This is a genomic window from Rhodococcus sp. IEGM 1354, from assembly GCF_030056855.1.
GTDB lineage: Bacteria > Actinomycetota > Actinomycetes > Mycobacteriales > Mycobacteriaceae > Rhodococcoides.
Map to the genome: position 1 here is coordinate 384325 of NZ_JASHKT010000002.1, position 26693 is coordinate 411017.

26 protein-coding genes and 1 riboswitch are annotated in these 26693 nt (G+C 64.9%); of the genes, 16 read left to right on the top strand and 10 right to left on the bottom strand.

From position 1 onward, the window contains the following. Positions 1-84 precede the first annotated feature (84 nt). Positions 85-450, top strand: a complete 366-nt coding sequence (locus QM588_RS06295) for a VOC family protein (RefSeq protein WP_283312210.1) — start codon at positions 85-87, stop codon at positions 448-450. A gap of 121 nt (positions 451-571) precedes the next feature. On the opposite strand, the gene QM588_RS06300 is transcribed toward QM588_RS06295, so the two are convergent. The 5 genes from QM588_RS06300 to ctaE all read right to left on the bottom strand — a co-directional run bounded on the left by QM588_RS06300 (position 572) and on the right by ctaE (position 5656). Continuing rightward, positions 572-847, bottom strand: coding sequence for a helix-turn-helix domain-containing protein (locus QM588_RS06300; protein WP_283312211.1), 276 nt, complete (start codon positions 845-847; stop codon positions 572-574). Between the two features lie 306 nt (positions 848-1153). After that, positions 1154-2926, bottom strand: a complete 1773-nt coding sequence (gene qcrB / locus QM588_RS06305; protein ID WP_222084350.1) for a cytochrome bc1 complex cytochrome b subunit — start codon at positions 2924-2926, stop codon at positions 1154-1156. Continuing rightward, positions 2923-4116: a cytochrome bc1 complex Rieske iron-sulfur subunit gene (qcrA, locus tag QM588_RS06310; protein WP_283312212.1), complete on the bottom strand. Its 1194-nt coding sequence runs from the start codon at positions 4114-4116 to the stop codon at positions 2923-2925. The genes qcrB and qcrA overlap by 4 nt, the downstream gene beginning before the upstream one ends. After that, on the bottom strand, positions 4113-4961 hold the full coding sequence (gene qcrC / locus QM588_RS06315) for a cytochrome bc1 complex diheme cytochrome c subunit (protein WP_283312213.1): 849 nt from the start codon (positions 4959-4961) through the stop codon (positions 4113-4115). Before qcrC ends, qcrA begins: the two co-directional genes overlap by 4 nt. An 83-nt stretch (positions 4962-5044) precedes the next feature. Continuing rightward, a complete protein-coding gene (ctaE, locus tag QM588_RS06320; protein WP_027497380.1) occupies positions 5045-5656 on the bottom strand; it encodes an aa3-type cytochrome oxidase subunit III in 612 nt (203 codons plus the stop codon). 151 nt (positions 5657-5807) lie between these two features. Here ctaE and QM588_RS06325 point away from each other — a divergent pair, with 151 nt between their 5' ends. Beyond that, entirely contained in the window at positions 5808-6284 is a 477-nt protein-coding gene (locus tag QM588_RS06325) for a hypothetical protein (RefSeq protein ID WP_283312214.1), read from the top strand. Positions 6285-6335: 51 nt separating this feature from the next. Continuing rightward, positions 6336-7397, top strand: coding sequence for an anthranilate phosphoribosyltransferase (gene trpD, locus QM588_RS06330; RefSeq protein WP_283312215.1), 1062 nt, complete (start codon positions 6336-6338; stop codon positions 7395-7397). 11 nt (positions 7398-7408) lie between these two features. On the opposite strand, the gene QM588_RS06335 is transcribed toward trpD, so the two are convergent. Together QM588_RS06335 and QM588_RS06340 are read right to left on the bottom strand one after the other, a co-directional pair. Further along, positions 7409-7684 carry an Lrp/AsnC family transcriptional regulator gene (locus tag QM588_RS06335; protein WP_027497377.1) on the bottom strand — a complete coding sequence of 92 codons (276 nt, stop codon included), beginning with the start codon at positions 7682-7684 and terminating at the stop codon, positions 7409-7411. Between the two features lie 123 nt (positions 7685-7807). Then, entirely contained in the window at positions 7808-9523 is a 1716-nt protein-coding gene (locus tag QM588_RS06340; protein WP_283312217.1) for a DEDD exonuclease domain-containing protein, read from the bottom strand. Positions 9524-9776: 253 nt separating this feature from the next. Between QM588_RS06340 and QM588_RS06345 the strand changes: the two genes are divergently transcribed. From QM588_RS06345 to QM588_RS06365, 5 genes are all read left to right on the top strand, one after another. Further along, positions 9777-9974, top strand: coding sequence for a hypothetical protein (locus QM588_RS06345; protein WP_283312218.1), 198 nt, complete (start codon positions 9777-9779; stop codon positions 9972-9974). Between the two features lie 115 nt (positions 9975-10089). Continuing rightward, positions 10090-10252: riboswitch (cyclic di-AMP (ydaO/yuaA leader) on the top strand. A gap of 16 nt (positions 10253-10268) precedes the next feature. Beyond that, positions 10269-10823: a C40 family peptidase gene (locus QM588_RS06350; protein WP_283312219.1), complete on the top strand. Its 555-nt coding sequence runs from the start codon at positions 10269-10271 to the stop codon at positions 10821-10823. Between the two features lie 390 nt (positions 10824-11213). Beyond that, positions 11214-12197: a C40 family peptidase gene (locus QM588_RS06355; RefSeq protein ID WP_283312365.1), complete on the top strand. Its 984-nt coding sequence runs from the start codon at positions 11214-11216 to the stop codon at positions 12195-12197. A gap of 29 nt (positions 12198-12226) precedes the next feature. Continuing rightward, a complete protein-coding gene (locus QM588_RS06360) occupies positions 12227-13609 on the top strand; it encodes a hypothetical protein (RefSeq protein WP_283312220.1) in 1383 nt (460 codons plus the stop codon). Between the two features lie 58 nt (positions 13610-13667). Next, on the top strand, positions 13668-14792 hold the full coding sequence (locus QM588_RS06365) for a glycosyltransferase family 4 protein (RefSeq protein WP_283312221.1): 1125 nt from the start codon (positions 13668-13670) through the stop codon (positions 14790-14792). Between the two features lie 39 nt (positions 14793-14831). Here the strand turns inward: QM588_RS06365 and QM588_RS06370 are convergent, their stop codons facing one another. After that, positions 14832-16637, bottom strand: coding sequence for an AMP-dependent synthetase/ligase (locus QM588_RS06370; RefSeq protein WP_283312222.1), 1806 nt, complete (start codon positions 16635-16637; stop codon positions 14832-14834). A gap of 133 nt (positions 16638-16770) precedes the next feature. Here QM588_RS06370 and QM588_RS06375 point away from each other — a divergent pair, with 133 nt between their 5' ends. From QM588_RS06375 to QM588_RS06400, 6 genes are all read left to right on the top strand, one after another. Further along, complete coding sequence (locus QM588_RS06375; RefSeq protein ID WP_283312223.1) at positions 16771-17163, top strand: polyketide cyclase / dehydrase and lipid transport; 393 nt, start codon at positions 16771-16773, stop codon at positions 17161-17163. Between the two features lie 133 nt (positions 17164-17296). Continuing rightward, positions 17297-17731 carry an SRPBCC family protein gene (locus tag QM588_RS06380; RefSeq protein WP_027497370.1) on the top strand — a complete coding sequence of 145 codons (435 nt, stop codon included), beginning with the start codon at positions 17297-17299 and terminating at the stop codon, positions 17729-17731. A gap of 41 nt (positions 17732-17772) precedes the next feature. Further along, positions 17773-18987 carry an ArsA family ATPase gene (locus QM588_RS06385; protein WP_283312366.1) on the top strand — a complete coding sequence of 405 codons (1215 nt, stop codon included), beginning with the start codon at positions 17773-17775 and terminating at the stop codon, positions 18985-18987. A gap of 28 nt (positions 18988-19015) precedes the next feature. Continuing rightward, a complete protein-coding gene (locus QM588_RS06390; protein ID WP_283312225.1) occupies positions 19016-19435 on the top strand; it encodes a hypothetical protein in 420 nt (139 codons plus the stop codon). 40 nt (positions 19436-19475) lie between these two features. After that, complete coding sequence (locus tag QM588_RS06395) at positions 19476-20450, top strand: ROK family protein (protein ID WP_283312226.1); 975 nt, start codon at positions 19476-19478, stop codon at positions 20448-20450. A 177-nt stretch (positions 20451-20627) separates the two neighbouring features. Continuing rightward, positions 20628-21356 (top strand): lysophospholipid acyltransferase family protein, encoded by a 729-nt coding sequence (locus QM588_RS06400; RefSeq protein WP_283312227.1) that lies wholly within the window; start codon positions 20628-20630, stop codon positions 21354-21356. Positions 21357-21365: 9 nt separating this feature from the next. Here QM588_RS06400 and QM588_RS06405 read toward each other — a convergent pair whose 3' ends face one another. Next, complete coding sequence (locus QM588_RS06405; protein WP_283312367.1) at positions 21366-22574, bottom strand: glycosyltransferase 87 family protein; 1209 nt, start codon at positions 22572-22574, stop codon at positions 21366-21368. Positions 22575-22738: 164 nt separating this feature from the next. On the opposite strand from QM588_RS06405, the gene QM588_RS06410 reads away from it, so the two are divergent. Together QM588_RS06410 and QM588_RS06415 are read left to right on the top strand one after the other, a co-directional pair. Continuing rightward, positions 22739-23230, top strand: a complete 492-nt coding sequence (locus QM588_RS06410) for a polyadenylate-specific 3'-exoribonuclease AS (RefSeq protein WP_283312228.1) — start codon at positions 22739-22741, stop codon at positions 23228-23230. A gap of 45 nt (positions 23231-23275) precedes the next feature. Next, complete coding sequence (locus QM588_RS06415; protein ID WP_283312229.1) at positions 23276-24661, top strand: class II 3-deoxy-7-phosphoheptulonate synthase; 1386 nt, start codon at positions 23276-23278, stop codon at positions 24659-24661. Positions 24662-24684: 23 nt separating this feature from the next. Here the strand turns inward: QM588_RS06415 and pknB are convergent, their stop codons facing one another. Continuing rightward, entirely contained in the window at positions 24685-26661 is a 1977-nt protein-coding gene (pknB, locus tag QM588_RS06420) for a Stk1 family PASTA domain-containing Ser/Thr kinase (RefSeq protein ID WP_283312369.1), read from the bottom strand. Between the last annotated feature and the right edge of the window lie 32 nt (positions 26662-26693).

A 26693-nucleotide genomic window follows, 5' to 3' on the forward strand; every position in this document is an offset into this window, starting at 1 on the left:
GTGCTTTTCGGCCAGAACTGTGGCGAGCTGACCGATGCGTTCGCGAGCTGCGGCCGGTGTGAGTACTTCGATCAGGAGCCCTCCATGCATGCACCGAACCTGTTCTTGATCGGCGTCCGGGAGACCCAGGCCGCCACCGCCTTCTACAGCGACCTGTTCGAGATCGAACCGACCTTCACGAGTCCCCACTATGTTGCTTTCGACGTTGCCCCCGGTGTACTGCTCGCGTTGTGGACGGGCTACGCCGAGCACTCTGTACCGAGCACACCCCGCATGAGCGAGATCGGACTCATGGTGCCCGGCCCCTCGGAGGCAGTCGACCACATATTCACCGATTGGGTCGCGAAAGGAGTTGCCGTAGTGCAGAAGCCACACGACGCCGTCTTCGGCCGCACTTTCGTGATCGCGGACCCCGACGGCGACCTCATCAGGGTCTCGCCGATCGACTGAGAAGCACCACGCCTACCTACTGCGGGTCGGTGAGAGACCGGCCGCATCCCAAGGGCCGGTCTTTCATCATGGACTGGAACGCATGAACGTGCCGGCAGACGTCGGCGCGGATCCGAACCAATCAGGACGCGTCTGCCTCCCGCAGGGTCGACGACGCATCCGCCGTGGATTCGAGCAATGCATCGAGTGAGATTTCCAATGCAGTGCACAGTGCGGCGACGGTAAAGAATGCCGGGGTTGCAATTCGCCCGGTCTCGATTTTTCTGAGTGTTTCGACGGAGATGCCGGCGGCGTCGGAAACCTCGGTCATGGTCCGGCTGCCCCGGTAGAAGCGCAAAGCTGTGCCCAAACGGGCTCCACGCGCGAGTTCACTTGGACTGAGTGGGATACGGACCATACACCGATACTAATACCGGTCGAGACCGACCGGGCCGATGCTCGTCACCGATGGGTCTGCAGGCTACCGGTAGGTGAGTGCCGGCTCCGACTCGAGCATTACCGCGCTCTGCATCGGCAGTCCTCGGGCGGGGGAGGGGAGTGGAGCCTGTGAGAGTTTCGGCCTCCGTTCACAGGACTCCCGCGGACCGATGGAGATTCAGCCGGATCGTCTCCGGACATGTGTCGAGCGGGTTGCACCGCCACCACACGAAGAAGGGCGGCACCGTTGCCGGTGCCGCCCTTCAGCGGAATGCGTTGTCAGGACTCAGTGATCGCGATCGCTGTCCTGACGACCCGAAGAAATCGAGGTGTCTTCGTGTCCATTGGCATGGCCGTTGCCGTTGGCGTGGCCATTGGAATGACCGTTGCCATTGGCGTGACCGTTGCCGTTGGTATGGCCGTTGCCGTTCGAGTGGCCATTGCCCAGAATGCCCGCCTGGTAGTTGCGAAGCATTGCCAACTGCTCGTGCTCGCCCTTGTGGAGTGCATCCTCGAGAGCCTTGCTCTGCGCAACGGGGTCCGGGGTGAACAGTGAACCCGAGCCGGGCTTGCCGGCAGAACCGAGCTTGTTCATCTTCTTGGGGACCGCTGCACCCTGGTAATCGAGCGGGATCGGGTGACCGTGATCGTCGACCGGTCCGAGCGGCTGGTGGATTTCCACGTACTGGCCGTGCGGGAGTCGCTTGATGATTCCGGTTTCGATGCCGTGCTCGAGAACTGCCCGGTCGCTGCGCTGTAGGCCGATGCAGAACCGGTACGCGACGAAGTATGCGATCGGCGGAGCGATGAGCACTCCGATTCGACCGATCCACGTCATCGCGTTGAGCGAGATGTCGAACTTGTACGCGATCAGGTCGTTGACGCACGAGAGCGTCAGAACGACGTAGAAGGCGATGGACATTGCGCCGATTGCAGTACGGACCGGCACGTCGCGGGGACGCTGCAGCAGGTTGTGGTGTGCGTTGTCTCCGGTGAGACGCTTCTCGATCCACGGGTAGGCAATCATCACGGTGAAGACGAGGCCCATGATCACGGCCACCCAGAAGACTGCAGGAATCGTGTAGCGACCAGCGATGTAGATGTCCCATGCCGGCCACAGACGCGCCAGGCCGTCGGTCCACATCATGTAGAAGTCGGGCTGCGAACCTGCGGAGACCTGAGACGGGTTGTACGGTCCGAGCGCCCAGATCGGGTTGATCTGCAACAGCCCGCCCATGGCAGCGATCACGCCGAACGTCACGGCGAAGAACGCGCCGGACTTGACGGCGAAAACCGGAAGGATACGAACGCCGACGACGTTGGTCTCCGTGCGGCCGGGTCCGGGGAACTGAGTGTGCTTCTGGTACCAGACCAAAGCCAGGTGAGCTGCGATGAGCGCCAGGATGATGGCCGGTAGGAGCAGCACGTGCGCCACGTACAGGCGAGGAATGATGATCGTGCCGGGGAAGTCTCCGTCGAAGATCAGCCAGTGCATCCAGGTGCCGACGATCGGGATGCTCATCGTGATGCCGGAGAACGCGGCGCGGAGGCCGGTGCCCGAGAGCAGATCGTCGGGGAGCGAGTATCCGAAGAAGCCCTCGAACATCGCCAGGATCAGCAGCAGGCAGCCGATGACCCAGTTGGCCTCACGGGGACGACGGAACGCACCGGTAAAGAAGATGCGCATCATGTGCACGATGATCGACGCGGCGAACATCAGTGCTGCCCAGTGGTGGATCTGGCGCATGAACAGACCGCCGCGCACCTCGAACGAGATGTCGAGTGCGGTCGCGTAGGCACGCGACATGGTCACGCCGTTCAGCGGGGTGTACGCGCCCTGGTAGACGACCTCGCTGAGCGAAGGATCGAAGAACAGGGTGAGGAAGACGCCGGAGATCAGCAGGATCACGAAGCTGTACAGCGCGATCTCACCGAGCAGGAACGACCAGTGGGTGGGGAACACCTTGTTGATCTGGCGGCGCAAACCTGGTGCCAAGTGGTAACGACTGTCTACGTCGTCCGCCTGCTTGGCGGCGAGGGTTTGCAGTGAAGGACTCATGAATCACGCTCCGGTCGACGTTCCCAGAAGGCGGGACCCAGTGCTTCGTGGAAGTCGTGCTGTGCCACTAGGTAACCCTCCTCGTTGACTGTGATGGGAAGCTGAGGCAGCGCGCGCGCAGCCGGTCCGAAGATCGGCTTGCCGTACTCGAGCGCGTTGAACTGCGACTGATGGCAAGGGCAGAGAATGCGGTTGGTCTGCTGCTCGAACAACGATGTCGGGCAACCCAGGTGCGTGCAGATCTTGGAGTAGGCGTAGTAATCGCCGTAGTTGTAGCTCTCCTGGCCCTTGCGCTTGATGACCGTGCTCGCGTCGTCGGGGCGCAAGCGGATGAGCATGACTGCGTTGCGAATGCCGCGGAGTGACATGAGCAGGTCGTGCTCGCTCTCGCGGTCCGCCTCGCGGAACGGGAAGACAGTTTCCATGGCACCAGCGTCCAAGTCCTCGGGCCGAACGAGAACGACATCTTCCGGTCGCCCGGTGTCTCGTCGGAGGTAGATCGTCTCTCCATCGTAGCGAGGCGTCCAGCCGGATACCCACAACGGAGAATCTTCGCCCTTGGCCCACGGATTCTTGATCAGGCCGCCGAGGGGGAGCAGGGCCATGACGCCGAGAGCGCCGCCGCCGAACAGAAGCGAACGCTTGATGACCTTGCGTCGTCCGATGGTCGAGGTGTCGAGCGAATCGCCCAGCTCGGCGACCAGGGTCTTGCGGTCCGTTTCCGACGAGCTTCCGTCGTGGCGGTCCTGGATCGAGACCTCTTCGGGGATGAACTTCTTGGTGAACTGCACGGCACCGACGCCGACGGCAAGGATCGCAAGACCCATCGTTCCGCCGATCAGGGGCGTGTACAGCGAGTAGAGGTGGTAGTTCTCGTCACCGATGCCTGCGTACTGCCAAGGCCAGAAGAGGTAGACGCCGATGAACGCGACGGCCGACAGGCCCGCGATGGCAAACCAGATCGCCACGCTGCGCTCTGCGCGCTTCTCCGCGCGCGTACCTTCCACAGCCCAACGATTACGACGGAATGCGACATCCACACCGTCGAGATTGGTGCCGAGTTCGACCAACTCGTCCCGACTGAGCGCTGCCAACTCCTCGTCGGTGTACTTCTTGTCGGGATTCACACCCTCGGCGTTGGTGCCGTCGGTGTTGTCGGCGTCCTTACGGCCGGAATCGCCGTCGCTCATGATCTAGCTCCGATCCACAGTGTTGCGCCGACGACAGCGGCGATGCCGACAACCCACAGGGCGATCATCTCGGTACCGGGACCGAAGCCACCGAGACCCCAGCCGCCTGCGGCCTTGGTTTCCTGGGCCGACTTGACGTAGGCGATGATGTCCGACTTCTCCTCGACCGTCAGCTGACGGTCGGAGAACTTGGGCATGTTCTGCGGACCGGTGACCATCGCGGTGTAGATCTCCTGCTCGTTGGCAGGCCCGAGATCCGGCGCGAACTTGCCCGACGACAGTGCGCCGCCCTGACCGGTGAAGTTGTGGCAGGACGCGCAATTCAAACGGAACAGCTCGCTGCCTCGGGCGATGTCGTCGCCGCGAAGCGACTCCTGCGCCACCTCACCGTTCTCGTCGAGAATCACCGTCGGGCCGCCGCCGTTGGCCTGAATGTAAGCACCGAGCGCGTCGATCTGCTTGTCATCGAACTTCGGCGGCTTGCGCAGTGCCTGCGCCTCGTTGCGAACGGCCGGCATACGGCCACTCGACACCTGGAAGTAGACGGCTGCTTCACCGACACCGATGAGGCTCGGTCCGCGATCCTGAACGCCTTGCAGATTGGCACCGTGGCACGTCACGCACGACGTGTCGTAGAGCTGCTTACCTTCGCGGATCAGCGCCGCCGAATCGGTATCGGCTGTTGCAACCTGGGGTGTAGGCGTCAGGGCCGACGCGAGGAAACCCGCGCTCAGAAGGCCCATCATCAGAACGAGTGCACCGGTGACGCGTCGGCGCGTCTTACGCTTCCGTCGCGCCTTGGAGGCCGAAGAGTCGTCGGATGCTGCTGGGGGAGATGTACTCATCTTCTATCCCTTGTCGTGTCGGGACGGGCCGAACGTCGGGGGCTGAATCCGTTCGCTCGATATCTGTGGCTTGCTGACTGTCACTAGCGGATGAAGTAGATCGTCGCGAAGAGGGCAATCCAGACGATGTCGACGAAGTGCCAGTAATACGAAACGACGATGGCGGCGGTGGCCTGCGCGGGCGTGAACTTGCTGACCAGGGTTCTGGTGATCAGGAAGACGAAGGCGATGAGTCCGCCGATCACGTGCAGACCGTGGAAGCCGGTCGTGATGTAGAAGACCGAGCCGTACACGCTGCTCGAGAGCGTCGTGCCTTCGTGGACCAGGTGGTAGTACTCGTATCCCTGACCGGCGACGAAGAACGCGCCCATTGCCAGGGTGACGATGTACCACCGACGAAGCCCGAACACGTCGCCACGCTCGGCAGCGAACACGCCCAGCTGGCAGGTGAACGAAGAAGCGATCAGCACGGCCGTCACCGGAACAGCCAACCCGAGGTTCAGCTCGGTCGGCTCCGGCGGCCAGTTTCCATTCGCCTGGGCGCGTGCGACGAAGTACATCGCAAACAGCCCGGCGAAGAACATGAGTTCACTCGACAGCCACACGATCGTGCCGACGCTGACCATATTGGGACGGTTCAGCGAGTGCACGCGTTGGGTGATTGCCGATCCTTGAGTCCCTACAGCGCTCGTCACAGAAAGAAGTATGACCCGTCGTAGTACGGAAGGCATATCCGGGTCCGGTCTTGGCGCGTCGCGGAGGAACGATTCCGAGCGCGCTCTTGTTCCCGCGCTGGTGGAGGGGCCTGTACGGGCCGGTAGGGTCCAGTCGTGCAAGGCTGGCCTCATGGCAAAGAGCAGTGCAGGTGGGTGGTTTCGGCGGTTGTTCTCGCGGTCGACCGCGGAACGTCTGGACCCCACGCGCGAAGATCTGGTGGTAGTGGCGAGCTGCTTCGACGACGCGCGGGCGTGCTCCGCCGTTCTCGACGAGGCGGCGAACACCGAACCCACGTGGATCGAGTCCTCCGAGGTGCTTTTGCGGCATCACCTCGTGCTGCCCGCGCACGAAGTCGACGATGCGGCAGCCGTCGCGGCACAGGACGCGTACGAGGTCGGTCCGCAGTTCGAACTACCGGACGACACCGGGTATCGGCCGCGAGTCGATGATGGTGTCGCTCTGGTCCTGCAGCGGGTACAGGTCCTCGACGCGTTGCACTGCTCACAAGAGAGGTCCCGCATGGCGGGTCTCGCGCAACGGCGTGGGGGAGCGGTACTGGGGTGGGATGCGCTGCAGCCCGCCTCACCCGCCGACACGTCTGACTAAGCTTCCACCGCACCGAGCGCATCGACAGCAGAAGGGCACGGCACATCCACCATGACCGCAGGGACCAGTGACGAGCAGCCGCGAACGTGGCGTCGAATCCTCGGAGCGTTGACCACGCACGCCGACCTGTCGAGCGCCGATACCGGCTGGGTGATGGACGAGATCATGTCCGACAACGCCACAGCCGCGCAGATCGCTGCCTTCGGGGTGGCGCTGAAGATGAAGGGCCCGACTCCCGCGGAATTGGAGGGCCTCGCCGACTCCATGCTCTCGCACGCATTTCTGGTCGAGACCGACCGTGACGCGGTCGACGTGGTCGGAACCGGCGGCGACGGTGCGGACACGGTGAACATCTCCACGATGGCCGCGATCGTCGTCGCTGCCAGCGGAATACGCGTCGTCAAACACGGTAACCGTGCAGCGTCGTCCAAGAGCGGTACGACCGATGTGCTCGAGGCGCTGGGCGTGCGGGTCACCCTGGGGCCCGCCGGGGTGGCGTCGAGCGTCGAGCAGGTTGGGATCGGGTTCTGCTTCGCGCCGATCCACCACCCCGCGCTTCGGTTCTCCGGTCCGGCGCGTAAGGAGATCGGCATTCCGACGATCTTCAACGTGCTGGGCCCACTGACCAACCCCGGCCGCCCACGCGCCGGACTGATCGGCTGTGCATTCGAGAATCTGGTGCCTGTCGTCGCCGGCGTGTTCGCTCGACGCGGTAGTTCGGTTCTCGTCGTCCGTGGTGACGACGGGCTCGACGAAATCACCCTGTCCACCACGACCACCGTGCACGTGGTGTCCGACGGGACCGTCACCGTCGACTCGATCGACCCGGTCGATTACGGAATCGCTCGTGCGCCCATCGAGGCCCTCCGAGGCGGGGACGCGAAATTCAATGCAGCAGTGGCGCATCGCGTATTCGCCGGCGAACACGGACCCGTCCGTGACGCCGTGCTACTCAACGCCGCCGCGGCCATGGCCGCGCATCGAGGAGTCTCGGGAAACCTGCACGAGCAAATCGAAGCCGGATTGGCAACTGCGGCAACGGTTGTCGACAACGGTTCCGCGGCCCGCCTGCTTGCCGACTGGGCACGCTGCACCACCGCGCTGGCCGACTGAATCACACCGAACTACTCGCCGATCGAGAATCCTGCATCGACGTCGGCACTCGAATACGACTGAAACGCAATGTGAGTCGTCGTACTGCGAACACCACGAACACGATTGATGTGCTTGGTGATGACCTCGGCTATCGACGCATGATCACGCACCTTGACGATGGCGATCAGATCGACGTCGCCCGCACACGAATACACCTCCGACACGCCGTCCACATCCGCAACGGCCTGCGCCGCCTCGGGAATCAGATCGGCCTCGGCGTCGATCAAGACGATGGCATTGATCATCTGTGCTCCTCACGCATCTCCGGGCCCGCACACGACGCGAGCTCGACCCAACCGAGACAACACTAGTTGCTCAGCGGACTCCACCCTCGCTTCATCGGTCGTTCCGCGGGCTCCACTCCTGCCTCACCGGTCGTTCCGCGGGCTCCACTCCTGCCGCGTTGCTTCTCGGGCCGTCCGACACCACTCCTCCCACGAACCCGCAGACCGAGCAGGGCTGCAGTAGCCGCTGCTGGTGCGAACGATGCGCACTCCGTCCGCGTGGAGCCACGACGCGATCAGGCCCACCTCTTCCGGTGGCGCACCGCGAAGTGGCGTCGCGTCGGGCAACACCGTCTCGGCCGACGCCGTGATCGCATCGACGACGGGCATCGGGTGCACCCCTCGCGGCGCGACGGCCGCCCCGGCCAAGCGGCCGAAGCGCACCACCATCAGCTCCCAACCACCGTCGGCCGTCCGCCTGGCCGCCACGAGCTCGGCGATGGCCGCAACGGCAGCCGCCCGGTGCATTCTGCGGAGCACGTTCACCGTCACGGCGATTCGATCGCGGAGACGCGCGGCTGTCTCGAACAGTTCACGGTCCGCGAGTTCGGCGACGCGGCGCCGCATCGCGAACAGCAGCTCGTCGTCGTGTCCACACACGAACGCCAGAAACTTCGCCGGGGCACCGGAGTACTCCTCGGCCGTCAGGGGCCCGGAGAAGGCCGCTGGGCAGCCACCGACGTCCGTCGCGGTGCACTCGTCACCGTGTCGAACCGAGCGGCCCAACCGGCGGGTACATGTACGAAGTCGACAGAATTCTGCCGCGAGGGCGGAGGCCTCCGCCGCGTCCGCCCGAACAGCGAACGGTCCGAGGCTGTTCGGTGCGGGAGTGCGCACGATCGACAGACGGGGAAACGCTTCGTCGGTGAGGGTGACCCACCACCCTTTGCGGGGAAACTTCGACCGGCGGTTGTAAGGCGGGACGTGAGCGGAGAGCAGCCGTAGTTCGCGGACTCCGGCCTCGAGTGCGTGTGCGCATTCGACGTGGTCCACGCGAGTGGCGAGCGAGACCATCTCCTTCATTCGTCCACGTGTCTCGGAACCGGTGAAGTAGTTGCGCACTCTACGCTTGAGGTTGTTCGAGGTGCCCACGTACAGGACCTCGTCCGACGGTCCTCGAAAGAGGTAGACCCCGGGTGTATCGGGCAGGTGGGCGGCCAGGCCGCGTTTGGCCCGTTGCCCCGCCGACACCGCAGGGAGGTAGTCGACCAGTTCCGCGTAGCTGTGCACGCCCTGGTTGCCCACTCGTTCGATCAGGCCGTGCAACACGTCCACCGTGGCACGCGCGTCGTCCAGTGCCCGGTGAGTCGGCCGAGTGCTGGATCTGAACAACGTCGACAGGGCGGACAGTTTCACCGAGGGTGCCTCGTCGCGCGTGAGCACTCGCCGGGCGAGTTTGACCGTGCAGAGCACCTGGAAGCGGGGCCAGGCGATGTCGAGTCGGCTCGCTGCGGCTTTGAGGAATCCCGTGTCGAATCCGGCGTTGTGTGCCACCAGTACCGATCCGCGAGCGAACTCGAGAAATCCGGGCAGGACGCGTTCGATGCGGGGAGCCCCGATGAGCATCGCCGTCGTGATGCCGGTCAACTCGACGATGTACGGCGGGATCGATCTGCCCGGGTCGACGAGGGTAGCGAATTCGCCGATGATCTCGCCGCCTCTGACCTTGACTGCCCCGATTTCGGTGATTGCCTCGGTGTCGGCGCTGCCGCCAGTGGTTTCGAGGTCGACAACGACGAACGTGGTGGCGTGAAGTGGGGTGTCGAGTTCGTCGAACGTCAGCTGGATCGGCAGGCTCACTGCGACGACGTTAGGGCCGACCTCCGACAAGAACGCCGACCACGGCGTCGGAGGGCATCGTGTCGGTCGGTGCCGATCGTCGAGTCGCGGAACCTGTCGGTGGCTGGCGCTATCTTTCGCTCGATCGGCCGATTACACCGTCCGACCCGACAAAGAGACAAGGATCACAATGATCATCGACTGCAGTGACTGCCTGGTTCGTGACATCGCCTGTGCCGACTGCGTTGTGACGGTGCTTCTGGGGGCTCCTGGGATGCCCGAGAGATCGGATGGGCAATGGGTCGGTTCGCCGTCTCGAATCACCCTCGAGCAGGAAGAACTGGGTGCCATGGGAGTACTCGCCGAGGTCGGTATGGTGCCCGCGCTCAAGCTCGTGATGAACGACGACGGCACCGCGGATGTTCCCCTGTTATCGACTCGTGACACACCGGGCGATCAACGCGCCGGGTAGCGAGAACACGGCCGAATTCGGTCCGTTCGGCGCGTTGGGGTCGACACAGGGGTATGCCATTTCGTAACCTTCCTGAGACCTTGCGGAGTCTTGCCAGTCCAAACCGGAGTGGCGTCGCAAGTCACCGCCTAATCGTTCACTCGCGAGAGTGTTCGTACCGGGAACCCGATATTTACTGGGGTGAATCCCGCCGAGTCACCGATGGTGGCCGGTGGGTAGGGCTGCTCTTCCCAGCCCGAACCCGTCAGCTAACTCGGTCGGCGGACGAGTGGAAGAAACGGAGCACCATCTTTCGTGGCGTCACAACTTTCCAACCGAACATTGCGGCGAGCTCTCGTAGCCGGAGCGCTCACGGCAGGCGTGGTGATTCTCCCCGCTGCACCGGCAATGGCGGCCCCTGTCACCATCCCCGGCGTCGGAACCTTCGAGATTCCTGACATCCCGGGTCTCCCTCCCCTCAACATTCCCGGCATGCCCGCTCCGGGTGCACCCCTTACCCCGCAGGTCACCCCGGCTGCCAAGGCTGTCCAGGCGGCCGAGTCCAAGATCGGTGCTCCGTACGTGTACGGCGCATCGGGTCCCGACTCGTTCGACTGCTCCGGACTGGTCCAGTGGGCCTACAAGCAGGCCGGCATCAGCCTGCCGCGGACCAGCTACGACCAGGCCGCCGCTGGCACGCCGGTCTCGCGAGACAGCCTGATGCCCGGCGACGTGGTGTCGTTCTACGGCGGCTCGCACTCCGGCATCTATGTCGGTGACGGCAACGTCGTCCACGCATCGACCTCCGGAGTGCCGGTCAAGGTCGCCCCGCTGGCATCGATGCCGTTCGACGGCGCTCGACGCTACTGAGCCGAGCACTCGGACCGGAGTTGTGTACCGACCGACAGGGTCGATCCGTTTCGACGGTTCGGCCCTGGTGTCGTTTCCGGGGACGGTTTTCGGGTGACACGCCGGTACGGTGGACAGCAGAGCGCCCAGTTCGTAATCTGATCGAGACCTCTCCGACGTTTGGTTTGTGATCTGTCACCTGCAGACTGCGTCGATTTCGGACCGTGTTCAGGTCCGCGCCCAGCTGAGCATGGGTATCGTTCGGTTCCGGTCACTTTTTCCAACCGCCACTCCAGCTGGAATGGCATATGTCAGGACGGAGAGTCGCTTTCCGTGGCGATATCGAGAACCACCCGAGTTCTACGGCTAGTAGGTAGCTCGGTGACCACAGCCGTTGCGGCCGCGTGCATCATGGTGGTGCCGATCACGACGGCGACCGCCGATCCGGGCTTCGGCTCGGCTTCCGACGCGCAGGCGAAGCTGGCGGAGCTGTCCAGGGAGTCGGAACAGGCCAACGAGTCGCTGCACAACGCGCAGATCGATCTTGACGCTCGGGCTCGCGAGCAGCTCGATGCGCAGACCGCCGTCGATGCCAGTCGGGCGGCCCTCGACGCCGCCCAGTCGCAGCTGGCGCAGCTCAAACCCGCCATGGACAAGGTGGCCAATGTCAACTACCAGGGCGCTCGCACCAACCGGTTGTTCGCGGTCATGGTCAGCGACTCCCCGCAACAGTTGCTCGACCAAATGTCGGCCCTCGATGTCATCTCCGCCGAGACAGCCGGTCAGGTAGCTCGGTTCCAGCAGGCCAGCGCGGATGCATCCGCGGCAGAGCAGGCCGCCGCGACCGCCGCAGAACAGGCCAGAGTAGCCGCCGAGCAGGCCAAAGCGGTCAGCGACGATCTGCAGGCGAAGCAGAGTGAACTTCAGGGCCAGATCGCCGAAGTCATGGCCGCGTACAGCGCGCTTTCCTCGTCCGAGCAGCTGGCCCTCGCGGGATCGGCGCTTCCTGAAGGTTTCGACCCCTCCACGATTCTGAAGAACTTGACGCCGGGATCCGGTGCCAGCGCGTTGCAAGCCGGTCTCACACAGATCGGCAAGCCGTACGTCTGGGGAGCGACCGGCCCCGACGGTTTCGACTGCTCCGGGTTGGTCGTCTGGGCCTACAAGCAGGTCGGAAAGACGTTGCCGCGGTCGAGTCAGGCTCAGGCTGCCGGCGGAACTCCCGTCGATCAGAAGGATCTGCAGCCGGGAGACGTCGTTCTGTTCTACCCGGACGCATCACACGTCGGTATCTACGCCGGTAACGGCAACGTGCTGCATGCCTCCACCTTCGGGGTACCGGTGAAGGTCCAGTCGATGGCGTCGTTCCCGTTCTACGGGGCCCGTCGATACTGACTGTGCCGCGAACGACGACTGACGCCTGAATGAGCGGTAGGGAACGGCCGTCCGTTGTCCACGCGCTCACCGCGTCGGGTTGGGCGCGATGGGCGGCAGTCCTGGTCGTTCTGGCAGTGGCGTCGACGCTGCTGTTGGTTCATCGTCACGACGGTCCTGCATCGGGAGCAGAGACATCGAGCGCATCGACTTTCTCCGATCCGTCGGCCTCGCGGAATCCGCCGACCTACGACGAGCAGCGCCGCGCCGAAGTGACCGAGATGCTCGAGCGCTGGGCGGCTGCCCTCCGTTCCGGCGACGAATCGGCGCTGCGTGGGTTGCTCGACCCCCTCGCTGATCCGACGTTCGTGGATGCGCAGGTTCGCCGGGCGACTGTCGTTCCGACGGTTCCTTTCTCGGACTTCGACTACGAGATCGGTGACGAACCCGAGACCCCCGTGCCGTCGTCCATTGCCGAGCAGCTCGACGCGACCGATGTGTGGGCTCCACCGGTGTACCTGCGGTATGCCGTGCAGGGCCCGGATGCTTCGCCGACCCGCCGGCCGGTCTCGCTGGTGGTCGCCGAACGTGACGGCCAATGGCGACTGGTCGACGACGCCGACTTGCCGACCTACCGTCGCCACACCTGGCGCGGTCCGTGGGATTTCGGGCCCGTGACGGTGCGCTCGGTCGCCACTGCATCCGGCACGTCGGTGGTGTTGGGACATCCCGACCGTGAGCAGTTCGTGGCAGAAGTGGCCGCCGAGCTGCCCGCGGCGACCGCTGCGGTCACCGACTTCTGGGGAGCCGACTGGGCCCGGGACGGACTGGTGTTCGTGAGTTCGGCGGCCGAGGAGTTCGACGAATCGACGGGGTCCTCGCCGTCGACGGACGTGGCCGCAGTGACCGTGTCCGACGCGGTGGTCGGCGGGTCGCGTCCGACGGGTCAGCGGATGGTGTTCGGTCCCGATGCCGCGTCGCGGCTGACTCCGTTCACTCTTCGTTCGGTGCTTCGGCACGAGTTGACGCATGTGGCGGCGCGGGCGAAGACGGCGGAAGGCACCGCGTTGTGGGTGGCGGAGGGTTTCGCCGACTACTCCGGGTATCGCAATTCCGGAGCCGACTTTCGGCAGCTGGCACCTACTCTGGCGTCGATCGTGGCTGACGGCGGCCCGCCGACCGTGTTGCCGAGGGACGAGGACTTCGGTGCCGGGGGCACCCGCTCGAACGTGGCGTACGAGTCCGCGTGGTCGGTGTTCGCGTTCGTGGCCGACCGATTCGGCGAGTCGGTGTTGCGCAGGTTGTACGAGGCGCTGGCGTCCGAACGCGGGTCGGACCGAGTCGTCGACGCAGCGATCGCCTCGGTCCTGAGTCTGAGCCGAACCCAATTCGTCGCGGAGTGGGGCAACTGGGTGGCCGCTCGGTCGCGCTGACGCTGACGTCGCCGTCGTCGACGCGAGCTGTCCGATCGGGAGCGCTACGGTTGTCGTCATGCGTCGTACTCTTCTGGTGACGAACGACTTTCCGCCCCGCCCGGGCGGAATCCAGTCCTATTTGCACAGTTTCGCCTCGCAGTTGCCCGCCGACGAGCTCGTGGTCTACGCGCCGAGGTGGCGCGGTGATTCGCACGTGAAGTTCGATGCGAAACAACCCTTCGAGGTCATCAGGCATCCGACCACGTTGATGCTGCCTACTCCGTTGGTGGCTCGCCGCGCAGCACGCATCGTGAAAACCCGAGGGTGCGACTCGGTGTGGTTCGGTGCAGCGGCCCCGTTGGCGGTGATGTCGTCACACCTGCGCAATGCCGGGGCGGATCGCATCGTGGCGAGCACGCACGGCCACGAGGTGGGGTGGTCGATGGTGCCCGGTGGTCGCGCGACGCTGCGCACCATCGGGGAGAACACCGATGTGGTGACCTACGTGAGCAAGTACACCCGCAGCCGATTCAGCTCGGCGTTCGGGCCGTCGGCGGCACTCGAGCATCTGCCGCCGGGGGTCGACACCGATCGCTTCGTGCCCGACGATGCCGCGAGGGCGGAGTTACGTGCGCGGTACGGTCTCGGTGATCGACCGACGGTTCTGTGTCTGTCGCGGCTGGTGCCGCGCAAGGGCCAGGACTTTCTGATCCGGGCGCTACCGCAGATCCGACGTGCGGTGGACGGGGCGGTTCTGGTGATCGTGGGCGGCGGTCCGTACGAGAACACGTTGCGCGAACTGGTTCGCTCCACCGGGATGGAGCAGCACGTGGTGTTCACGGGGACTGTGCCGTCGGCAGAACTGGCTGCTCATCACACGATTGCCGACGTGTTCGCGATGCCGAGCCGCACCCGAGGCGCCGGCCTCGACGTCGAGGGGCTCGGCATCGTCTACCTCGAGGCGTCGGCCTGTGGCGTTCCGGTGGTTGCCGGTATGTCCGGAGGCGCTCCGGAAGCTGTGCAGCACAACAAGACCGGGCTCGTCGTCGACGGGACTTCGGTGTCTTCCATCGCCGACGCGATAGTGACGATCCTGTCCGACAGAACACTGGCGACGCAGATGGGCAACGCCGGTCGGGCATGGGTCGACGAGGAATGGCGCTGGGACGTGCTGACGGAGAAACTGCGTTCGCTGATCTGACCGGGTGGTCCGCTCGCCTTGCGGCTCACGCCACGCGTGTCACCTCGCGTAGATCGCCTCGATCTCATCGGCGTACGCCTCGGTGATGACATTGCGCTTGAGCTTCATCGTCGGCGTCAGTTCGCCGCTCTCCTCCGAGAAGTCGTGGGGGAGCAGGCGGTACTTTTTGATGGATTCCGCGTGCGAGACCGACTTGTTGGCGTCGGCGACGGCGGCGTCGATCTCGGCGACGAGATCGGGGTCGGCCTGCAGATCCGCTGCGGTGGCGTCGGAGTTCTTGCCGTGTGCGGACTTCCACTTGTCGAACGCATCCGGATCGAGGGTGATGAGGGCACCGATGAAGGGCTTCTGGTCACCGACCACTACGGCCTGACTGATCAGTGCTCCGGCACGAAGGTGATCTTCGAGGCCCGCGGGGGAGACGTTCTTGCCGCCGGCGGTGACGATCAGTTCTTTCTTGCGGCCGGAGATCGTGATGTATCCCTCCTCGTCGACGGATCCGAGATCGCCGGTGCGAAACCACCCGTCGTCGAGGGATTCCGCCGTCGCCTTCTCGTTGCGCCAATACCCGTCGAACACAACGGGTCCGCGGAGTTGGATCTCTCCGTCGTCGGCGATGCGGACGGTGTTCCCCGGTAGCGGGCGTCCGACACTGCCCACACGTTGGAATCCGATGGTGTTCACCGCGAAAGCCGCAGTGGTTTCGGTCAGGCCGTAGCCCTCGTAGATGGTCACGCCGATGCCGCGGTAGAAGTGGCCGAGGCGCGCTCCCAGTGGTGCGCCGCCCGAGATGGCAAGTTCGCACTTGCCGCCGAGAGCGGTCCGCAACTTGGCATAGACCAGCTTGTCGAACACGAAATGCTTGGCGCGCAACACGATCGACGGGCCACCGGAATCCTGCGCCTGGCTCCACGCCACCGCGCACTCGGTCGCGAGATCGAAGATCTTGCCCTTGCCGTCGCTGTGTGCCTTCTGCTTCGCAGTGTTGAAGACCTTCTCGAACACGCGCGGCACGGACAGAATGAAGTCCGGTCGAAACGTTCCGAAAGTTGCGACCAGGTTGGGAATGTCGTTGGTGTGGCCGAGGGTGACTCCGGCATCGAACGACGCGATGCTCACCGCGCGAGCGAGGACGTGCGCGAGTGGTAGGAACATCAACGTACTGCGGCCCTGTGTCAGAAGAGCTTTCAGCGACGTCTGGCGAATTCCGCGAGACTCCGCCAGCAGGTTCGCATGAGTCAACTGCACACCTTTGGGGCGACCGGTGGTGCCCGAGGTGTAGATCAACGTGGCCGGATCGGACGAACGAAGTGTCGAGACACGTTCGTGCACAACGTCTTCGAGTACATCCGCGCCGTCGTCGATCAGAGCCTGCACTGCGCCCGCGCCTGCGGACGTCTCGATGACGAACGTTCGACGTACCGACGGTGCCGCAGCCACGACGGCTTCGGTCTCCCGAACGTGCGCGTCGTTCTCGAGAACCAACAGAACCGGCTCGGCGTCTTCGAGAATCCACTCGACCTGGCCCGCGGACGACGTCTCGTAGATCGGCACGGTCACCCCGCCCGCGGCCCAGATCGCGTAGTCGATGACCGACCACTCGAATCGCGTGGACGACATGAGCGCGACCCGATCGCCCTGCTCGATACCTGCTGCGACGAGGCCTCTGGCAACGTCGACGACCAGTCGTTCGAATTCTGCGGCATCGACATCGGTCCACCGGCCGGCGTCGAGCCGACGGAACACCACGGCATCCGGCGACGTCCGAGCGCGGGCGAAGACGCTGTCGACAGCCGAGTCGGTGTCCGCGATGTCGTACTCGGCGGAAACAGTGAACTCGCGCACGGGATTACCTCCGGATCGAACGGGATGGAGAAAGTCGATAGCTCGGCTTCACAGATACTCTAGACCCGGGGCGCACGGTCCCGAATGCGCCTCGGCGGTCCTGGTCTCGGACCCGATATGTGAAGCTCTGACGATGAGCAGTATTCAAGTTGCGGATCAGACATTCGTGGCAGCGCCCGGTGCGGCGGTGGCGCACGCGTTCGCCTCGTCGGAGCGATGGCGGCAGTGGTGGCCGGACCTGTCGCTGACCGTGACCGAGGATCGCGGCGAGAAGGGCATTCGGTGGGCGGTGCGCGGCGGCGTCGTCGGAACGATGGAGCTGTGGCTCGAGCCCGTGCTCGATGGCGTGATCGTCCACTACTTCCTGCACGCCGAGCCGGCCCGAGCAAACGACTCTGCCACCGAGCAGCATGCGCGTCGGGTGGCCGGACGCGCCATGACTTTCGAGCTCAAGCGGGAGCTCGAGGCCGGGAGGTCAGCGGGCGAGGCACCCCACCACGTAGCGTCGAGTTCAGCTCCCGAATGAACCGCGCGGTACGGTCGGCCGGTTCGCGTTGTGCGTCGGCGGTTCGATCGTGTGAGATAGGCCTGCCGCGGGTTACACAGCAGGCAGCGAACGAAGCGGATCGAAGTACCCGAGAGGAAGCGGACCAGTAGTCATGGCGGAGAAAACCCAGAGGTCGATCGTCGTCGAAGCCCCACCGAGTCGGGTCATGGACGTCATCGCCGATTTCGACGCGTATCCCACGTGGGTGTCCGCCGCGAAATCCGTCGAGGTCCTCGAAGTCGGTGCGGACGGACGGGGAAAGCGGGTCAAGTTCGTACTCGACGCCGGAATGGTCAAAGACACGTACGAGCTCGAGTACGACTGGGCGGCGGACGGCAATTCGGTGTCGTGGAATCTCGTCTCGGGCGAAATGCAGAAATCTCAGAACGGGTCGTACTCGCTGCGAGAGACCGGCAACGGCACCGACGTGACGTACGAGCTCACCGTCGATCTGAACATTCCGATGATCGGCCTGTTCAAGCGCAAAGCTGAAAAGGTCATCACCGATACTGCGCTCAAGGAATTGAAGAAGCGGGTCGAAGGCTGACCGACGCTCGCCCCGAACCCCGCACCACGGTATCGCTGTTCATCGGCAAAGGTGGCGCGGGGAAGACCACCTTGGCGTGTGCATCGGGTCTTGCACTCGCGGCCTCGGGCAGGGCGGTGCTGATTGCCTCCCTCGACCAGGCGCACTCGCTCCGCGATGCCCTCGGCGCAGACGGTGACACCGACGAGAACTCGGGCATCGGAGCGGTTGCTCCGAACCTGGACGTCGTCGAGATCGATACCTCGCGGCTGCTCGAAGAGCGGTACCGCGGTCTCGGTTCGATGCTGTCGGTGGCCTCGGCGGGCCATGAACACGGCGTGAGTTTCGGCGCGATCGAGCCCGAGGAACTGATGGGGTTCCCGGGTATCGAGGAGCTGTTGGGATTGCACGAGGTATTCCGGCTCGTCGACGAAGGTCGCTGGGACACAGTGATAGTCGATTTTCCGGCGTCGGGGGATGCGCTGCGAACGCTGCAGCTGCCCGACACCGTCTCGTCCTACGTCGAGCGCGTGTGGCCGCGCCACGATCGCATGGTCGCCGGCACCGGAACCGACGTGCGGCTCACCCTCGTGGTGGCGATGATCGAGCGGATCCTCGGACAGATCGAATCGGTCCAGGCGCTCATCACGGACCCTGACCGGACCGGCGCAACCGTGGTCCTCACCCCCGAGCACCTGTCTGTCGTCGACGCCGAACGCACGCTCTCCGCAGCGGCTCTGTTCGGCGTTCGCGTCGACCGATTGCTCGTGAACCGGATGCTTCCGGCCCTCAATTCCTCGTCGATCGGTCTGGTCGGAGTTCATCCTGCGGTGTTCTGGTTCGAGCGATGGCGGGCCGCGCAGCTCGACGCCGTGGCCGAACTCCGGCGACGCGTCGGCGCGGTGCCGATCGTGGAGGTGGAGCACCGTGAAGTCGAACCGGTAGGGTTGGGCCCCTTGCAGGATGTAGCCGAGCACCTGGCACCGCACTCTCTCGAACGACGTGCTTCGAGCCCGGCCGGTCGATTGTCGGTGGAACTCGAGTCGGGGAGCGGACTCGAATCCGTGTATGCGATGAGAATGCTGCTGCCGGTAGTCGATTCGACCACATTGGGTCTGGGGCGAGTGGAGGACGACTTGATAGTGAGTGCCGACGGTAGGCGGCGACGCATCACGTTGGCGTCGGTGCTGCGTCGGTGCATCGCCGATTCTGCGGAACTCGACGGACCGTTCCTGGTGGTGCGTTTCCGACCCGACCCCGACGTGTGGCCGCTGTGAGCGGCCGAGCGGTGACCGGAGAGATGCTGTGACGGCCGGGCATTCGGAGCTGGGGGCGGACCTGCTGGCGTTGGCCGACACCGTTTTGACACGTCTCGAACCGATTCTCCGTCGAGTTGCCGAGACACAGCAGGATCGCGATCAGCAGGGCTGCAGCTGGTGCCCGGTGTGCGCGCTCGCGGCGTTGGTACGCGGTGAACGGCACGATCTCGTCGAACTCGTCGCCTCCGAAGGGGCCGTCGTCGTCGCACTCCTGCGTCAGCTGTTGATCGACCACACCGCGCCGGGGACCGAACACGCCGCTGCGCGCGGCAGCGAGCCAGGCACCGAGTCGACCGCGTCCGCTGCCGACCGGGTCGACGCCGCCGCGGACGTGTCGGAGGACACCTCTGCGCCGTCCGTTCGTCGACCGGCGTTCGTACCGATTACCGTTCGGGTCAAGGAGTGACCATCGCCGTGCGGGGGACGGCCGAGGAAGGCATGAACGAATGAAGCGTCATCATCAGCGATTGACGGTCGGGATCGACGTGGGCGGCACGAGCCTGCGCGCCTCGGTTGTCGACGCGGACGGTCAGGTGCTCGACTCGACCGCAGCACCCACGCCCCACACTGCTCGTGCGCTCGAGCATGGTCTCGACCGGGCCGTGCAGGAACTGGCCGGCCGACACGACATCGCTGCTGTCGGTCTGGCGGTGGCGGGTTTCATCGATTCCGACCGTACGACGGTCCGGTTCGCCCCGCACCTACCGTGGGTCGACACCCCGGTCGCAACCGAGATGAGCGAACGCATCGGACTACCGGTCCTGCTCGAACACGACGCCAACTCCGCCGCGTGGGCGGAATACCGTTTCGGAGCGGCATCGGGTGGCCGCAACGTGGTGATGGTGGCGATCGGAACGGGAATCGGTGCGGCGCTGCTCATCGACGGTCGAATCTATCGAGGGAGCCACGGGGTGGCACCCGAACTCGGTCACATTCAGGTGGTGCCCGACGGACGAGTGTGTCCCTGCGGCAAGCGCGGGTGCTGGGAGCGGTATTGCAGCGGTACTGCATTGGTGGATACGGCGGTGGAGTTGCTGGCCGCCGACCCGTCGTCCTCGACGAGGTTGGCGCGCGAGGTCTTCCTCGACCCCGGCTCGTTGACCGGGCGTCGGATCGCGAGCGCCGCGCACGACGGCGACTCGATCGGCCGACGCACCATGGAGGATTTCGCGCACTGGCTGGGCGTCGGACTGTCGATGGTCAGCGATGTGTACGACCCCGACCTGATCGTGTTGGCCGGCGGTGTGGCCACCTCGTCGAGCCAATTTCTCGCTCGTGCCACGGACAAGTACGCCGAGCTCGTCACCGGCGCGGGCCATCGCCCGCTGGCACGGATTCGCAGCACCGAACTGGGTGAGGCCGCGGGGATGATCGGTGCCGCCGAGCTCGCGCGAGCACAGTTCGTCACCACCGCGCGATGACGGTCCGGGTCGACCCGGTGTGATGTCGCACATCGACTCCTCGTCGATGTGGCTGGTGTCATAAACCCTGGGTACAGTTCACTACGCGGCACGGTTCGAGAACGCACGGCCGCAGTCGGTTCGCCCCGCGCGAGCCGGCACACCAACGATTGCCGACCATGATCAGGGAGCACGTCAATGTGGTACTGGCTGTTCAAATACATCATCGTGGGGCCTCTGCTCATTGCCCTGGGTCGGCCCACGATCGAAGGTGCGGAGAACATTCCGACGCAGGGTCCGGTGATCCTGGCCAGTAACCACAAAGCGGTTCTCGATTCGTTCTATCTTCCGCTCAAGACCCCGCGGCGTATCACCTTCCTCGCCAAGAGCGAGTACTTCACCGGCTCGGGACTCAAGGGCGCATTCCAGAAGTGGTTCTTCACCGCGGTGGGTCAGGTACCCATCGATCGGACCGGAGCCGACGCGGCGCAGGACGCACTCAACGCCGGGGCGCGCGTGATCGAAGCCGGCAAGGTGCTCGGTATCTACCCCGAAGGCACCCGGTCGCCCGACGGTCGGCTCTACAAGGGCAAGACCGGAATGGCGCGCCTGGCATTGCAGACCGGCGTTCAGGTGGTGCCGGTCGCCATGATCGGTACCGAGAAGATGAACCCGATCGGTTCGCGCGTGTGGCGTCCGGCGAAGGTCACCATTCGCGTCGGCAAGCCCATCGACTTCTCCAGGTTCGAGGGGATGGCAGGCAACCGATTCGTCGAGCGCGCCGTCACCGACGAGGTGATGTACGACTTGATGCTGCTCTCGGATCAGGAATACGTCGACGTGTACGCGGCCTCACTGAAAAAGGTTGCGACACCCGAAGATTCGGCTCCCTCCGCGGGCCGTATCCCCGACTCGAAGGCCAGTTGACGACGGCGGTCAGTGAACCGCGGTGTTGCTTTCCTTCGGGGTGACCCGAGGCGAGAGTCCCACGGCCGCGACGGTGACGACAGCGGCCAGTGCCCACCACACGTACGCGGATGCGGCGAACTGATCGACCAGCGGCCAGTCGAGTCCGCTCCATCTACCTTCACCGAGCTTCCAGTGCGGTGCGTACACCATGATTGCCAGTCCGACTGCAACCAGAGCGAGTAGCAGTGGGCTTCGGCGGCGGTAACCGATGGTGGCCAGCACCATCGCGAACGGTATTGCCCACACCCAGTGGTGTGACCAGGAGACCGGCGAGACCAACAGGCCGAACATCGCGTTCACGGTCAGCGCCAGGGCGACCTCACCGGCTGCGAACGCTTTTCGCATCGCGATTCCCGCAACGAGCAGTACCCCTACCGACAGCGCGATCCACAGAATCGAACGGGGGAGCTCGTCCATTCCCAGGCGGGCCAGTACACCGGTGATGGACTGATTCGCCGGGTACGCCGGGCCGCCGATCCGATCGGAATCGATGATCGTCTCGGTCCAGTACTTCACCGAGTCCGACCACGTGAGCGCAAACCCGATCGCGGTGAACACCGCGAAGCTCAGTGCCGATACCACCGCAGCACGAAAGTCCTTGCGCAGCAGGAAGAACAAGACGAAAACGGCGGGAGTGAGTTTGACGGCGGCGACCAGACCGATCAGCACACCCCGAGGCCACGGGGTCTTCTTCGGCAAGCAGTCGAGAGCGACGAACATCATCAGAACGATGTTGATCTGCCCGTAGTTCAACGTGGACGTGACCGGCTCCAGTACGAGGACGGACACCGCGAACACCGCGCCTGCACTCCACCACACGAGCGTGCGAGGGCGAACTCCCAACGAGATCAGAGTGAGCACGACGGTCGCCAGCAACGCGAGCATGGACAACGACGTCACCGTCATCGACGCGGCGTAGAGCGAGACCTCGGACAGCGGGCTGAACAGAGCGGCGGCAATCGGGGGATACGTGAACGGCAACGTGGTACCGGTCGCGATGGGAGGAAGCTGGCCGTACAGATCCCCGCCTCGAGCGAACACCTCGCCGCCGAGCCGATAGACATCGAGATCGAGTCGGTAATGCTCACCCAACGTCCGCAGCCCGGGAAACCCGTTGAGATGAAAGAGCACACCGACCGCGGCAGCGACGACAACGACGACCCTGCTCGACGCCACCGCCCAGCGTGGCCACCGGCGTCGCGTCGGGCCGGCAGGCTCCGACGCTTCGGCGACCGGACGGTTGGTGTCGGACGAAGTCACAACGTTCCCTTTCAGGGCTTGTTCGGCTCGGTTCTGCGGTGTGTGGGGGACGTGCCGGGGCACGCGCTAGGGTGAGCCGCGTGCGCTACTTCTACGACACAGAGTTCATCGAGGATGGTCGCACAATCGAGTTGGTCTCGATCGGTGTGGTGTCGGAGGACGGTCGCGAGTTCTATGCGGTGTCCTCCGAGTTCGACCCCGAGCGGGCGGGCCGGTGGGTCCGGCGCAACGTCTTGCCCAAGCTGCCACCGTACTCGTCGCCGTTGTGGATGAGCCGATCCCGAATTCGCGACGAACTGCTCGAATTCCTCGTTCCGCACTACGGTGCCGAGGTCGAATTGTGGGCATGGGTGGCGGCGTACGACCATGTGGCGCTCTGCCAGCTGTGGGGATCGATGACCGAGCTGCCGCGTTCCCTGCCTCGATTCACCCGTGAGCTCCGCCAGCACTGGGAGGATCGCGGCAGTCCCGAGCTTCCCGCGGTGCCCGGCGACGCCCATGATGCTCTGACGGACGCGCGCCACAATCTGGCCAAGTTCCAGGCGATCGAGGAGTACTCGTACCGCGGTTGAACACCCGTTGTCCTGCGGCGACGGCGGTACGAATATCCTGTACCGGTGAACTGGACTGTCGACGTACCCATCGATCGCTTGCCCGACCTGCCGCCGCTGTCTCCGACGCTGCGCACTCGATTGGACGATGCGTTGGCCAAGCCGGCTGCGCAGCAGCCGCAGTGGGATCCCGAGCAGGCCGGCGAGATGCGCAAGGTGCTTGAGAGCGTTCCGCCGATCACCGTCGCAGGTGAGGTCGAGGCGCTGTCGGAGAAGCTCGCAGCCGTCGCCCGCGGCGAGGCGTTCCTGCTCCAAGGTGGCGACTGCGCCGAGACGTTCGTCGACAACACCGAACCGCACATCAAGGGCAACATCCGCACGCTGCTGCAGATGGCAGTGGTGCTTACGTACGGCGCGAGCATGCCCGTGGTCAAGGTCGCGCGCATCGCCGGCCAGTACGCCAAGCCTCGCTCGTCGAACATCGATGCGCTCGGCCTGCAGTCCTACCGCGGCGACATGATCAACTCGCTGGTGGCCGACGAGAGCGTGCGCGGCCACGATCCGTCACGGCTGGTGCGCGCTTACGCCAACGCGAGTGCGGCCATGAACCTGGTTCGGGCACTGACCGGAGCCGGGATGGCCGACCTGCACAAGGTGCACGACTGGAACCGTGAATTCGTCGCGCAGTCACCCGCCGGAGCCCGCTACGAGGCGCTGGCCGGGGAGATCGACCGCGGCCTACGGTTCATGGATGCCTGCGGCGTCTCGGACCCCAATCTGCACACGGCCCAGATCTTCGCGAGCCACGAAGCACTCGTCCTCGACTACGAGCGCGCGATGCTGCGCCTCGACAACACCGACGATCACCCCAAGCTCTACGACCTGTCGGCTCACTTCCTGTGGATCGGCGACCGCACTCGCCAACTCGACGGCGCACACATCGCGCTCGCCGAACTGATCTCCAACCCGATCGGGCTCAAGATCGGACCTACCACGACGCCCGAGATGGCCGTCGAATACGTCGAGCGCCTCGACCCGACCAACAAGCCGGGACGCCTGACGCTGATCTCGCGCATGGGTAACGGCAAGGTTCGCGACATCCTGCCCGGCATCATCGAAAAGGTGCAGGCTACCGGACATCAGGTGATCTGGCAGTGCGACCCGATGCACGGCAACACCCACGAGGCGTCCACCGGATACAAGACACGGCATTTCGATCGCATCGTCGACGAGGTGCAGGGCTTCTTCGAGGTGCACAACGGCCTCGGCACCCATCCGGGCGGAATCCACGTCGAACTGACCGGTGACGACGTCACCGAATGCCTCGGCGGAGCCCAGGACATCTCCGATCTCGACCTCGCCGGGCGCTACGAAACTGCCTGCGACCCGAGACTGAACACTCAGCAGAGCATCGAGCTGGCATTCCTCGTCGCCGAGATGCTCCGCGGCTGATCGCCGGCACCGCCCTGGCAGGTTCAGGGCAGGGAGACGACCATGACCTCGGAGTCCGGTTCCACCCGTGAACCGGCTCCGGGGCTCTGGGAGATGACCAACGAGCCGTCCGTGTCGACCACCTGACGAACATCGATCGTCAGCCCCAGAGAGTCCAGTGTCGTGCGTGCGGATCCCACCGAACGGCCTAGGAGCGACGGCACGGTGACCGCGGTCGACACGTCGAGGACGGCGGTGGTACCGGACTTGACGGTCTGGCCGGCCTTCGGATTCGTGCCGATGGCTTTACCACCGTCGGTGTCCTCGTCGAATGTCTCGCGGATCTCGTCGACGGTGATGCCGACCGATTCGAGCGTCGTCCGTGCTTGGTCGACGCTCTGTCCGCGGACGTCGGGAACCTGCACCGGCGGTGCACCCTTGCTGCGCAGCACGGTGACTGCGGCACCGGTGTTCAACACCGTTCCCGGCGGGGGATCGAGCGCGGCGACGCCGCCGATCGGTGCAGTGGTGCTGAATGCCTCGCCGCCGTCGACCGGGGTGAAGGTTCTCTCGCGCAACTGCTGCTGCATGTCCTCGACGGAGGCGTTGGAGTCGATGGAGGGGACGGTGGGGCTGCCCAGAGAGACGAGCAGGAACACGGTGTCGCCCTTGGCGATTCGGGAACCACCGACGGGGTCGGTGCCGATGAGCAGATCGGTCGAGACGGTGTCGGAGTACGTTCCCTGAACCGTTGCTTCCAAGCCCGACGCTTCGATCGCGCTCGTGGCACCGGTGGTGTCGAGACCGTCGACCATCGGAACTGCGGTGTATCGGCCCGAGCCCATCCACCAGCCGCCGAAACCGACCAACACGGCCAACAGTGCAACGACCACCAACCAGACGACGATGGCCCGCCGGGACCGTTGGCGATCGGCGGCGAAGTCGGGAAATTCGTAGTGTCGCCGGCCCAGGGGTGCCGCAGGCTGCGAGTCGTCCGGTTGCGGTTCGTACTCGATTTCGCGGGATGTCGGTGACGTGACCACTCGGGTGTGGTGCACGCCGTCGGGCGGCGGTACCGGGGGAGCGCTCTGCACCACCTGGGTGCGGGTGGGCGGCTGTCGATCACCGGCCACTGTCGTCGGCGCACCCGCCGCCGCCGAGCTCAGGTGTTGTGCCGAACGTTGGGGGGCGGGCACTCGGTACGCGGGAAGTGCCAGCGCCGACGCGGCAGTGCGCAGCGCGCGGGCCATATCGTCTGCGTTGCGGTATCGGTGTTCCGGGTCGCGGATGGTGGCGTGTTGGACCACGTCGTCGAACTGTGGTGGCACGCCTGCGATGAGGGTCGAGGGGAGCGGAACGTCGTTGTCGATGCGCTGGTAGGCGATGGACAGGGATGTGTCGCCGGTGAACGGGGTGCGTCCGGTGAGCAGCTCGAACAGTACGACTCCGACGCCGTAGACGTCGCTGCTCGCGGACGCGGAGCCGGTGGTGACCTGTTCGGGAGACAGATACGCGGCAGTGCCCAGAATCACACTGCTGGAGGTGACGGTCGATGCGGCGACGGCGCGGACCAGCCCGAAGTCGGCGATCTTGACGTCTCCGTCGTCGCTGATCAGGATGTTCTCGGGTTTGATGTCTCGGTGCACCAGACCGGCGCGGTGCGCGACGGCGAGCGCCTCGAGCACGGGGCGGACCACGGCGACTGCGGCGTGCGGCGGCATGGGCCCGCGCTCCCGCAGCAGCTCGCGCAAGGTTCCGCCCTCGACGAGCTCCATGACCAGGAATGCGTGATCGCCGTCCCGCCCGTGGTCGTACACGGCCACCAGACCGGGGTGGCTCAGCCTGGCCACCGCGCGTGCCTCGAACTCGAATCGCTGAACGAACTGCGGGTCCTCGGCGAACTTCGGATCCATGATCTTCACCGCGACAGGTCGATCGAGTCTGGTGTCGAGTCCGCGGTAGACCGTCGACATTCCGCCCCGTGCGATCGGTGCGTCTATTCGATATCGACGATCGAGCATCGAACCCGGTATCACCGAACCTCCCCTCGTCG

Coding starts and splice junctions, on each gene's coding strand:
- QM588_RS06295 (WP_283312210.1), top strand. CDS start 85: ATGCATGCACCGAACCTGTTCTTGATCGGCGTCCGGGAGACCCAGGCC.
- QM588_RS06300 (WP_283312211.1), bottom strand. CDS start 847: ATGGTCCGTATCCCACTCAGTCCAAGTGAACTCGCGCGTGGAGCCCGT.
- qcrB (WP_222084350.1), bottom strand. CDS start 2,926: ATGAGTCCTTCACTGCAAACCCTCGCCGCCAAGCAGGCGGACGACGTA.
- qcrA (WP_283312212.1), bottom strand. CDS start 4,116: ATGAGCGACGGCGATTCCGGCCGTAAGGACGCCGACAACACCGACGGC.
- qcrC (WP_283312213.1), bottom strand. CDS start 4,961: ATGAGTACATCTCCCCCAGCAGCATCCGACGACTCTTCGGCCTCCAAG.
- QM588_RS06325 (WP_283312214.1), top strand. CDS start 5,808: ATGGCAAAGAGCAGTGCAGGTGGGTGGTTTCGGCGGTTGTTCTCGCGG.
- trpD (WP_283312215.1), top strand. CDS start 6,336: ATGACCGCAGGGACCAGTGACGAGCAGCCGCGAACGTGGCGTCGAATC.
- QM588_RS06335 (WP_027497377.1), bottom strand. CDS start 7,684: ATGATCAATGCCATCGTCTTGATCGACGCCGAGGCCGATCTGATTCCC.
- QM588_RS06345 (WP_283312218.1), top strand. CDS start 9,777: ATGCCCGAGAGATCGGATGGGCAATGGGTCGGTTCGCCGTCTCGAATC.
- QM588_RS06355 (WP_283312365.1), top strand. CDS start 11,214: ATGGTGGTGCCGATCACGACGGCGACCGCCGATCCGGGCTTCGGCTCG.
- QM588_RS06360 (WP_283312220.1), top strand. CDS start 12,227: ATGAGCGGTAGGGAACGGCCGTCCGTTGTCCACGCGCTCACCGCGTCG.
- QM588_RS06365 (WP_283312221.1), top strand. CDS start 13,668: ATGCGTCGTACTCTTCTGGTGACGAACGACTTTCCGCCCCGCCCGGGC.
- QM588_RS06375 (WP_283312223.1), top strand. CDS start 16,771: ATGAGCAGTATTCAAGTTGCGGATCAGACATTCGTGGCAGCGCCCGGT.
- QM588_RS06380 (WP_027497370.1), top strand. CDS start 17,297: ATGGCGGAGAAAACCCAGAGGTCGATCGTCGTCGAAGCCCCACCGAGT.
- QM588_RS06395 (WP_283312226.1), top strand. CDS start 19,476: ATGAAGCGTCATCATCAGCGATTGACGGTCGGGATCGACGTGGGCGGC.
- QM588_RS06400 (WP_283312227.1), top strand. CDS start 20,628: ATGTGGTACTGGCTGTTCAAATACATCATCGTGGGGCCTCTGCTCATT.
- pknB (WP_283312369.1), bottom strand. CDS start 26,661: ATGCTCGATCGTCGATATCGAATAGACGCACCGATCGCACGGGGCGGA.